The organism is Aeromonas aquatica (assembly GCF_000764655.1).
Lineage (GTDB): Bacteria > Pseudomonadota > Gammaproteobacteria > Enterobacterales > Aeromonadaceae > Aeromonas > Aeromonas aquatica.
This window is the reverse complement of the sequence record NZ_JRGL01000120.1, coordinates 17,659-28,251: the sequence shown is the minus strand read 5'-3', so window position 1 is coordinate 28,251 and position 10,593 is coordinate 17,659. Positions and strand designations below refer to the sequence as shown.

Genomic DNA, 10,593 nt, shown 5'->3' with positions numbered 1-10,593 from the left:
GCTCGACCAGCGCCAGTTTAAAAGTCAGCGAGTAATCGCGCTGTGTCCGTTTCACACCTTGTCCCATCGGGGTCTCCATTTATTGAGGGGAAAGGTGTAAACCATATTCAGGACGGGACACCGGCATAAAAAAAGCCGACCCAAGGGTCGGCTTTTTCACGGCATGGCAGCCTTATTCGGCGGTCGGCTCTTCGACGGCGGCAACGGCCACGTCGGCAACCGGAGCGGCGGCTTCGGTCGGTGCATTCGCTTCCTTGATGGAGAGACGCACACGGCCTTGACGATCCACTTCCAGTACCTTCACTTTCACAACATCACCGATCTTCAGGAAGTCGGCCACGTTCTGCACGCGGGCATCGGTGATCTGGGAGATGTGTACCAGACCGTCTTTACCCGGCAGGATGTTGACGAAAGCGCCGAAATCGGCCAGACGCACAACCTTGCCTTCATAGATGCGGTTCACTTCGATCTCGGCGGTAATGGCCTCGATACGACGGATGGCTTCCATGGCGGCTTCGTTGGCAACGGCGGAGATGCGGACGGTGCCGTCATCATCCAGCTCGATGTTGGTGCCGGTCTCTTCGGTCAGGGCACGGATCACGGAACCACCCTTGCCGATCACGTCCTTGATCTTCTCAGGATTGATCTTGATGGTGTGGATGCGCGGAGCGAAATCGGAGATCTCGCTACGGGGAGCCTGGATGGCTTCGTCCATGACCTTCAGGATGTGCAGGCGAGCGCCACGGGCTTGCTTGAGGGCAATCTCCATGATCTCTTTGGTGATGCCTTCGATCTTGATGTCCATCTGCAGCGCGGTGATACCTTGGGTAGTACCGGCTACCTTGAAGTCCATGTCGCCCAGATGATCTTCGTCACCCAGGATGTCGGACAACACGACGAAACCTTCTTCTTCCTTCACCAGACCCATGGCGATACCGGCGACGGAGGCCTTGATCGGCACACCCGCGTCCATCAGCGCCAGGGAGGAACCACAGACGGAAGCCATGGAGGAGGAACCGTTGGACTCGGTGATTTCAGACACCACGCGCACCACGTACGGGAACTCGGCGGCGCTCGGCATCACGGCAGCAACGCCGCGCTTGGCCAGACGACCGTGACCGATTTCACGACGCTTAGGGCTACCCATCATGCCGGTCTCACCGACGCAGTACGGCGGGAAGTTGTAGTGCAGCATGAAGCGGTCGGCACGGTGGCCAGCCAGCTCGTCGATGTTCTGGGCGTCACGCTCGGTACCCAGGGTCGCAACCACAATGGCCTGAGTCTCACCACGGGTGAACAGGGCGGAGCCGTGAGCGCGCGGCAGGATGCCGGTGCCGACGGACAGGGCGCGGATCATTTCCGGATCGCGACCATCGATGCGCGGCTCGCCACGAACCACACGGCCACGGACGATGCGGCTTTCCAGGCTGTGGAACTCTTCGCCGATCTTCTTGGCATCTTCTTCCACGCCGGAGGCGATGACTTGCTCAACCACACGCTGCTTGATGGCACCGATGGCGGCGTAACGCACGGCCTTCTCGGTGATGCGGTAGGCTTCACCCAGTTCGGCGGTGGCCAGCTCGGCAACCTTGGCTTTCAGCGCTTCGTTGACGGCAGGCGGGGTCCAGTCCCACGGCTGGGTACCCACGTCGGCGGCGAATTCGTTGATGGCGTTGATCACCACCTGCATCTGCTCGTGGCCATAGACCACGGCGCCCAGCATCACTTCTTCGGACAGGATGGCCGCTTCGGATTCCACCATCAGCACCGCGTTGGCGGTACCGGCGACGACCAGATCCAGATCGCTCTGCGGCAGTTCCTGGGTGGTCGGGTTCAGCACGTACTGGCCGTTCATGTAACCCACGCGGGCAGCAGCAATCGGGCCGCCGAACGGGATACCTGAGATGGCCAGGGCAGCAGAGGCACCGATCATGGCTACGATGTCGGGGGACACGGCCGGGTTCACGGACATGACGGTGGCAACCACCTGAACCTCATTGAGGAAGCCTTCCGGGAACAGCGGACGAATAGGACGGTCGATCAGACGGGAGATGAGGGTCTCGCCTTCGCTCGGACGGCCTTCGCGACGGAAGAAACCACCCGGGATACGACCAGCAGCATAGGTACGCTCCTGGTAGTTGACGGTCAGCGGGAAGAAATCACGGCCGTGATCGGCCTCTTTCTTGCCGACTACGGTCACAAATACGCAGGTATCGTCCATGCTGACCATTACGGCCGCAGTGGTTTGACGGGCCATCACACCGGTTTCCAGGGTAACGGTGTGTTGACCGTACTGGAATGACTTTACAATAGGATTCACGTGAATTTCCTTTTTACAATTTGGCGCTTTAAATTCGCGTGCAAGTATACTTGATTCGAACCAAAAGGTAAGCGGCGACACGAATTCTGTGAGGCAGGCAACGACTTGCGGCCTCAGAAAAATACGCAATAAAAAAGGGGAACCTTGCGGTTCCCCTTTTTCGCGAAATCTGATGGTCGATTAACGACGCAGACCCAGCTTGGCGATCAGAGCAGCGTAACGCTGAACGTCTTTACGCTTCAGGTAGTCCAGCAGTTTGCGACGCTGGGAAACCATGCGCAGCAGACCACGACGACCGTGGTGATCCTTGGCGTGCTCTTTGAAGTGACCTTGCAGATGGTTGATCTGGGCAGTCAGCAGGGCAACCTGCACTTCGGGGGAGCCAGTGTCGTTGGCGCAACGAGCGTTGTCAGCAACGATGGAAGCTTTGATCTCAGCATTTAGAGACATGGTATTACTCCAGTAGAGTGTTTAAAGGTTCACAGCCAATCTCTAATTCAGCCGTGAAATGAGGGCGGTATCATAATCGCACCCGCCCCCTTTCGCAACGAGAAAGATATGCGATGGGCAAGGCGCCCCGATACCGCCTGAGGATCACTCCTCGTCTTGTTCGTCGTGATAGCGCACCAGTCGCTTGGGGGCGACCCGGCCTTCGTCGTCGATCTCGCCGACGCCGATGAACTCGCGCTCAGGACCGACCGTCATGCGAACCTGGCCGCCTTGCGGGGCACCGGCCACCTGCACGGCCTGACCCTGGTTCACATAGGCGGCCACCGCCGCCAGCATGTTCACCTCGGGCAGGGCCGCCACGGCGGTATCCATCGGCAGCAGCAGGGGATCGAGCTGCTCGCGCGGCGGAATGCTCTCGGCCTTGGCCTGCTCGAAGATGCACTCGATCTGATCCAGGGTCAGCATCCGTTCATAGGGATAGTTCGCTACCTGGGTGCGGCGCAGCTGGGTGACGTGGGCGCCACAGCCCAATACCTCCCCCAGATCGTCCACCAGGGAGCGGATGTAGGTACCCTTGCTGCAATGCACCTCCAGCCGCACCTCATCCCCTTCAAAACTCAGCAGTTTGAGCTCGAACACAGTGATGGGACGGGCTTCCCGCTCGATCTCGATGCCTTCACGGGCATACTCGTAGAGCGGGCGACCGTTGTGCTTGAGGGCGGAGTACATGGACGGCACCTGCATGATAGGGCCGCGGAACTGGTCCAGCGACTCGATCAGGGTGCCCAGAGCCACGTTCACCGGCCGGGTGGAGACTACCTCACCGTCGGAGTCGCTGGTGTTGGTGCGCTCGCCCAGCTTGGCGGTCACCTCATAGCGCTTGTCCGCCTCCAGCAGATACTGGGAGAACTTGGTGGCCTCGCCAAGGCAGATCGGCAGCATGCCGGTCGCCAGCGGATCCAGGGCACCGGTGTGACCGGCCTTGGCGGCGTTGTAGATACGCTTGACCTTCTGCAACACATCGTTGGAGGTCAGACCGGTCGGCTTGTCCAGCAGCAGGATGCCGTGTACGTCACGACCCTTGAAACGGCGTCTACGAGACATCTCAGGCTTTATCCTCTGTATCATCCGGTGCGGCTTCGTCTTCCTCACGGCCGGCTTCGGCCATGCGACGCTTGTCGTCACGCACTGTGTTGGACACCAGGTTGGAGATGCGCATCCCCTCGACCAGGGTCTGGTCGTAGTAGAAACGCAGCTCAGGCACCACCCGCAGGCGCATGGCGCTGCCGAGCAGGCTACGGATGTAACCGGCGGCTTCGGTCAGGCCCTTGAGCCCTTCCGCGATACGCTCGGCATCGATATCCAGCTGCAAGAAGGTGACGTATATCTTGGCGTAGTTAAGGTCCTTGGACACTTCCACGTCCGAGACGGTTACCATGCCGATGCGCGGGTCTTTCACCTCACGCTGCAAGATCAGTGCGATTTCGCGCTGGATCTGCTGGCCGACCCTGCTGGTCCGGCTGAATTCTCTGGCCATATTTCTATCCTGCGATAAAAGGGGGCCGCAGCCCCCTATTTTGTCTAATGCTCGGCTTACAGAGTCCGTTGAATGACAACAGTCTCGTAAACTTCGATCTGGTCGCCTTCGCGTACGTCGTTGTAGTTCTTGACCGCGATACCACACTCGTAACCGTTGCGGACTTCGTTGACGTCATCCTTGAAGCGGCGCAGGGATTCCAGCTCGCCTTCATAGATGACCACGTTTTCACGCAGAACACGGATACGGTTGGAACGCTTGACCACACCTTCGGTAACCATACAGCCGGCAACGGCGCCGAACTTCGGTGACTTGAAGACGCTACGCACTTCAGCCAGACCAATGATCTCCTGACGATATTCAGGAGCCAGCTTGCCGCTCATGGCCTGCTTCACTTCGTCGATCAGATCATAGATGACGGAGTAGTAACGCAGATCCAGGCTCTCGGATTCGATGACCTTGCGCGCAGAAGCGTCGGCACGGACGTTGAAGCCCACCAGGATGGCGCTGGAAGCAGCCGCCAGGGTAGCGTCGGTTTCGGTGATGCCACCGACGCCGGAGCCCACGATCTTGACCTTGACTTCGTCGGTAGAGAGCTGCACCAGCGCATCGCAGATGGCTTGCACGGAACCCTGTACGTCGGCCTTGATCACCACGTTCACTTCGGACACTTCGCCCTCGGTCATGTTGGCGAACATGTTTTCCAGCTTGGCCTTCTGCTGGCGAGCCAGCTTGACGTCGCGGAACTTGCCTTGACGATAGAGAGCCACTTCACGGGCCTTCTTCTCGTCACGTACAACGGTAGCTTCGTCACCGGCAGACGGCACCCCGGACAGACCCAGGATTTCCACCGGCAGGGACGGGCCCGCTTCCTTGATCTCGCGACCCAGTTCGTCACGCATGGCTCGAATACGACCGTATTCCAGACCACAGAGCACGATGTCGCCCTGGCGCAGGGTACCTTCTTGTACCAGCACGGTAGCAACAGGACCACGACCCTTGTCCAGGAAGGACTCGATCACGACGCCGCTGGCCATGCCATCGACAACCGATTTCAGCTCCAGTACTTCGGACTGGATCAGGATGGCTTCCAGCAGATCGTCGATGCCTTCGCCAGACTTGGCGGAGACGTGTACGAACTGGCTATCGCCACCCCAGTCTTCGGACATGACGTTGTAACGGGCCAGCTCGGTCTTGACGCGATCCGGATCCGCTTCAGGCTTGTCGATCTTGTTGACCGCAACCACGATGGGCACTTCTGCCGCCTTGGCGTGCTGGATGGCTTCGATGGTCTGCGGCATGACGCCGTCATCGGCAGCCACGACCAGTACCACGATATCGGTCGACTTGGCACCACGAGCACGCATGGAGGTAAAGGCCGCGTGACCCGGGGTATCCAGGAAGGTGATCATGCCACTGTCGGTTTCGACGTGGTAGGCACCGATGTGCTGGGTGATGCCACCGGCTTCGCCTGCGGCAACCTTGGCCTTACGGATGTAATCCAGCAGCGAGGTCTTGCCGTGGTCGACGTGACCCATGATGGTCACGACCGGAGCGCGCGGCTTGGCTTCGGAGGTCTCGTCACGATCGGACAGTACCGCCTCTTCCAGCTCGTTCTCACGACGCAGCAACACCTTGTGGCCCATCTCCTCGGCGACCAGCTGAGCAGTTTCCTGATCGATCACCTGGTTGATGGTGGCCATGGCACCCATCTTCATCATCACCTTGATGACTTCGACGCCCTTGACGGCCATCTTGTTGGCCAGCTCGGCCACGGTAATGGTCTCGCCGATCACCACGTCACGGTTCACCACGGCAGCCGGTTTGTTGAAACCGTGCTTCATGGCGTTCGGAGTGGCCATCTTGCCGCGCTTGCCCTTGCGAGCACGGGGGTTGCGGGAGTCCTTATCGTCCTCACGGCGACCCGGTTTCTTCGGGCTGCTCTTCGCGGCAGCAGCCGTACGACGGCTGGTCTCTTCCTTACGATCCAACTCATCTTCAGCCGCTTGCGCGTGCTTGTTGGTGGTCAGATGGTAATCGCTGCTCTCTTTGGCGCGAGCGGCTTCTTCTTCGGCCCAGCGAGGACCGTTCTGTTCCGCCATGACGCGAGCCTCTTCGGCTTTCTTCGCGGCGAGTTCTTCAGCCTTGGTCAAGGCTGTTTGTTCTTGTTGGCGCTTCAGTTCTTCTGCTTCGCGCTTGGCCATCTTTTCTGCCTCTTGCTGAGCTGTGCTAGCGGCTACTTTGGCGGGCTGTGGAGCCTGTCGAGCCTTTGATTGTGCCTCGATCCGCGCCTTTTCCTCAGCTTCACGACGAGCCTGCTCAGCCTCACGGCGAGCCTTCTCTTCAGCGTCGAGACGGGCCTTGTTGTCGGCCTCGTGACGAGCTTTTTCTTCTGCTTCCAAACGCGCTGTTTCCTCGGCTTCCGCCTGACGCTGTTCATCTTCCAGCGCCGAGCGTTTTACATAGGTGCGAGTCTTGCGCACTTCTACCTGCACTTCTTTGTTCTTGCCGCCGGTCCCCTGAACACTGATGGTGCTCTTGGTCTTGCGCTGCAACGTCATGCGGGCAGGTGCGGTGCTCTCGTCACCTCCATGCTGTTTTTTCAGGTGCGCCAGAAGAGTCTGTTTCTCAGACTCGCTGACCAGGTCGTCGGCCTTGCTCTTGCTGATACCGGCATCGACAAACTGCTGGAGAAGACGATCAACCGGCGTGTCGATGTCAGTGGCAAGTTGTTTGACTGATACTTCTGCCATTCATTTTCCTCCGTTTGATCTTAACTAGACTGCTCTTCTCCGAACCAACAGATATTGCGAGCAGCCATTATCAGCTCACCGGCTTTCTCAGCGGTCAGCTCTTCAATGTCGGCAAGGTCGTCGATACCTTGCTCTGCCAAATCTTCCAGGGTACCGACACCGCGGGCGGCCAGGGCATAGGCCATGTCGCGGCTGAGGCCAGCCAGATTGAGCAGGTCTTCGGAAGGCTCAACACCTTCAAAGGATTCTTCTTTGGCCAGGGCCTTGGTGGTCAGTACATCTTTCGCACGCTTGCGCAGTTCTTCCACCATGTCTTCGTCCAGACCGTCGATGGCCAGCAGCTCATTGACGGGCACGAAGGCAATTTCTTCCAGGGTGGAGAAACCTTCTTCCATCAGCAGACTGGCGAAATCGTCGTCGATATCGAGGGCGCTGGTGAACAGGGTCAAGATGCGATCGTTCTCGGCCTGGTGCTTGGCACGCATGTCCTCGACGGTCATGACGTTCAGCTCCCAACCGGTCAGCTGGGAGGCCAGACGCACGTTCTGACCGTTGCGACCGATGGCCTGGGCCAGGTTGGCGGCTTCCACGGCGATGTCCATGGTGTGGTTGTCTTCATCGACGATGATGGAGGCCACATCGGCAGGCGCCATGGCATTGATCACGTATTGAGCCGGGTTGTCATCGTACAGCACGATGTCGGCGCGCTCACCGCTCAGCTCGGCGGAGACCGCTTGTACGCGGGCACCACGCATGCCGATACAGGCACCGATCGGGTCGATACGACGATCGTTGGTCTTGACCGCGATCTTGGCGCGGGAACCCGGGTCACGGGCGGCGCCCATGATTTCGATCATCTCTTCGCCGATTTCCGGCACTTCGATGCGGAACAGCTCTTTGAGGAAGTCAGGGCTGGAGCGGCTGACGAACAGCTGGGAGCCACGGGCTTCCGGACGCACTGCATAGAGCAGACCACGAATACGGTCGCCCGGACGGAAGGTCTCGCGCGGCAGCATGTCGTCACGGAAGATCACGGCCTCGGCATTGCTGCCCAGATCCAGGATCACGTTGTCACGGTTGCTCTTCTTGACCACGCCACTGATGATGGTGCCTTCCTTGTCCTTGAACTGGTCAACGACTTGGGAACGCTCGGCTTCGCGCACTTTCTGCACGATAACCTGCTTGGCGGTCTGGGTGGTGATACGGTCGAAGGTGACAGAATCGATCTGGTCTTCAACATAGTCACCCACCTGGATTTCGGGGTCATCTATCTGGGCCGCTTCGAGGGTGATTTCACCGTAAGCGTTCTCCATGGAGGCCTGATCGGCTACCACTACCCAGCGGCGATAAGTGTCGTAGTCACCGGTCTTGCGATCGATCTCAACGCGAACTTCAATCTCGCCTTCGTATTTTTTCTTGGTCGCAGTCGCCAGCGCAGTCTCCAGCGCCTGGAAAATCTTCTCGCGGGGAACAGCTTTCTCGTTGGACACAGCGTCAACGACCAGCAAAATCTCTTTATTCATATCCGATAGCCTCGTTAACCAAAGTTCGGCACTATGTTCGCTTTTTGGATATTGGTGAAAGCCAACACCTCGTCCTTACCATCTACCGTCAGGGTGACCATGTCGCCCTGCACGGTTTTGATTACGCCTTTGAACTTGCGGCGGTTGTTTGTTGCCATCCGAAGCGAAACCGCCGCCTCTTGGCCAACGTATTTTTCGAACTGGGCGACCTTGAACAAGGGGCGATCCAGGCCAGGGGAAGAGACTTCCAGGAAGTACTCCTCGGTGATGGGGTCTTCGACGTCCATGATGGCGCCAACCTGGCGGCTCACCTCGGCACAGTCTTCCACCGTCACGCCTTGTTCTGCATCGATGAAGACGCGCAGGGTCGAGTGCCTACCCGCACGGATAAACTCGACACCCCAAAGTTCAAAACCCAAGGCAACGACCGGAGCCTCGAGCAGATCGGTCAAACGTTGTTCCAACGTAGCCAAAGTCACCCTCCGAAAAACAAAAAAAGGGCATATAGCCCAGATAGAGATCGATTCAGAATAAATCGCACATAACAAAAAGCCCCGATGTCAAATCGGGGCTTGGCGCTTTACCCTGATTGTCGCCTCGCAGCGACCGCCTTCCTGAGCGTAGGAAATGCGTGAAATTTGGTTGCGGGGGCCGGATTTGAACCGACGACCTTCGGGTTATGAGCCCGACGAGCTACCATGCTGCTCCACCCCGCGTCCGAAATCGTGCGAGATTATAGCCACTTCACCCTCGTCACACAAGACTGACTGGCTATAATACACTCGGTTACCCGAGCTCACTGCTTAATTGGTGCCGTGGGCGGGACTCGAACCCGCACACCCTAGAGCACTACCCCCTCAAGATAGCGTGTCTACCAATTCCACCACCACGGCAAAAACTCTTTACTCGGGAACGTCAGTATCTTTCTTCACTGGCGCTTTAGTCTGCTCAACTTGTTGAGTCTGTTGCAGATTTTCCCATTCGCTACCCTGTTTTACCTTGTTGCTTGACATGGATCCAAGCAGCAGGCTGATCAAAAAGAACAGAGTAGCTAAAATTGCAGTTGTGCGGGTCAGGAAACTGCCTGAACCACCGGAGCCGAATACGGTATTCGATGCCCCTGCGCCGAAGGAGGCGCCCATATCAGCCCCTTTACCTTGCTGAATCATCACCAGACCGATCAGAGCCAGCGATACCAACAGATAAACGACTAAAAGAATCTCGTACATTTAACTTGCACCCTTTGCCGCTTCAACAATTCCTAAAAACGCCTTGTCATCGAGACTCGCACCGCCGATCAGACCGCCATCAATGTCGGGCTGGGCAAACAAATCTCGTGCATTGGCCGGTGTCACGCTCCCACCATAGATGATTCTGACTTTCTCACCTATTACCGGAGTATCCTCCGCCAAGCGACCGCGAATAAAGGAATGAACCTCTTGTGCCTGCTCGGGTGTGGCGCATTTACCTGTGCCTACTGCCCAAATCGGCTCGTAGGCGATGATAGCATTATCGAAAGCCATCGCGCCATTTTTCTCTATGACGATGTCCAGCTCCTCGGCGATCACCTCGAAGGTTCTTCTCGCCTGCCTCGCCGCCCCTGACTCACCCAAACAGAGGATGGGGATCAAGCCTGCCGCTCTGGCTGCCGCAAACTTCTCTGCGACGATGAAACTGGTCTCACCAAAGAGACGCCTGCGCTCGGAGTGCCCTACCAATACATAACGACACCCTGCCTCAACCAACATCTGACACGAGACTTCACCCGTGAAAGCGCCGGCCTGGTGCTGACTCACATTCTGAGCCCCCAACTTCATCACCTTCTGCTCATTGAGCAGCGAAGCGGTGAAATCGAGATGCACATGGGAAGGACACAAAACCACATCTACTTGCTCATCGATGCCTTGCAGGCACTGGCCAGTAAACTGTTCTAACTGCGACCTACTACCGTGTAACTTCCAGTTGGCTGCTACAAACGGCTTGCGATGTCCCATCGGCAACTCCCTTGCG

General features: G+C 58.0%; 9 protein-coding genes and 2 tRNA genes. All 11 read right to left on the bottom strand.

Features of this window, described 5'->3' with window-relative positions:
* Window positions 1-172: 172 nt before the first annotated feature.
* The 11 genes from pnp to tpiA all read right to left on the bottom strand — a co-directional run bounded on the left by pnp (window position 173) and on the right by tpiA (window position 10,577).
* Complete coding sequence (gene pnp / locus LG30_RS0115565) at window positions 173-2,320, bottom strand: polyribonucleotide nucleotidyltransferase (RefSeq protein ID WP_033131615.1); 2,148 nt, start codon at window positions 2,318-2,320, stop codon at window positions 173-175.
* A 180-nt stretch (window positions 2,321-2,500) separates the two neighbouring features.
* Entirely contained in the window at window positions 2,501-2,770 is a 270-nt protein-coding gene (rpsO, locus tag LG30_RS0115560; RefSeq protein ID WP_005317514.1) for a 30S ribosomal protein S15, read from the bottom strand.
* A gap of 144 nt (window positions 2,771-2,914) precedes the next feature.
* Window positions 2,915-3,874, bottom strand: a complete 960-nt coding sequence (gene truB, locus LG30_RS0115555; protein ID WP_033131614.1) for a tRNA pseudouridine(55) synthase TruB — start codon at window positions 3,872-3,874, stop codon at window positions 2,915-2,917.
* A 1-nt stretch (window position 3,875) separates the two neighbouring features.
* Entirely contained in the window at window positions 3,876-4,307 is a 432-nt protein-coding gene (gene rbfA, locus LG30_RS0115550; RefSeq protein WP_033131613.1) for a 30S ribosome-binding factor RbfA, read from the bottom strand.
* Window positions 4,308-4,363: 56 nt separating this feature from the next.
* On the bottom strand, window positions 4,364-7,060 hold the full coding sequence (gene infB, locus LG30_RS0115545; RefSeq protein WP_033131612.1) for a translation initiation factor IF-2: 2,697 nt from the start codon (window positions 7,058-7,060) through the stop codon (window positions 4,364-4,366).
* A gap of 20 nt (window positions 7,061-7,080) precedes the next feature.
* The gene (gene nusA, locus LG30_RS0115540) at window positions 7,081-8,583 is read right to left on the bottom strand and encodes a transcription termination factor NusA (protein WP_033131611.1); all 1,503 of its coding nucleotides are present in this window, start codon (window positions 8,581-8,583) and stop codon (window positions 7,081-7,083) included.
* A 14-nt stretch (window positions 8,584-8,597) separates the two neighbouring features.
* A complete protein-coding gene (rimP, locus tag LG30_RS0115535) occupies window positions 8,598-9,056 on the bottom strand; it encodes a ribosome maturation factor RimP (protein WP_033131610.1) in 459 nt (152 codons plus the stop codon).
* Window positions 9,057-9,222: 166 nt separating this feature from the next.
* Window positions 9,223-9,299: transfer RNA gene (locus tag LG30_RS0115530), tRNA-Met, on the bottom strand.
* 92 nt (window positions 9,300-9,391) lie between these two features.
* Window positions 9,392-9,476 (bottom strand) — tRNA-Leu (locus LG30_RS0115525).
* 9 nt (window positions 9,477-9,485) lie between these two features.
* Complete coding sequence (gene secG / locus LG30_RS0115520) at window positions 9,486-9,812, bottom strand: preprotein translocase subunit SecG (protein ID WP_033131609.1); 327 nt, start codon at window positions 9,810-9,812, stop codon at window positions 9,486-9,488.
* On the bottom strand, window positions 9,813-10,577 hold the full coding sequence (gene tpiA, locus LG30_RS0115515) for a triose-phosphate isomerase (protein ID WP_033131608.1): 765 nt from the start codon (window positions 10,575-10,577) through the stop codon (window positions 9,813-9,815).
* Window positions 10,578-10,593: the final 16 nt, after the last annotated feature.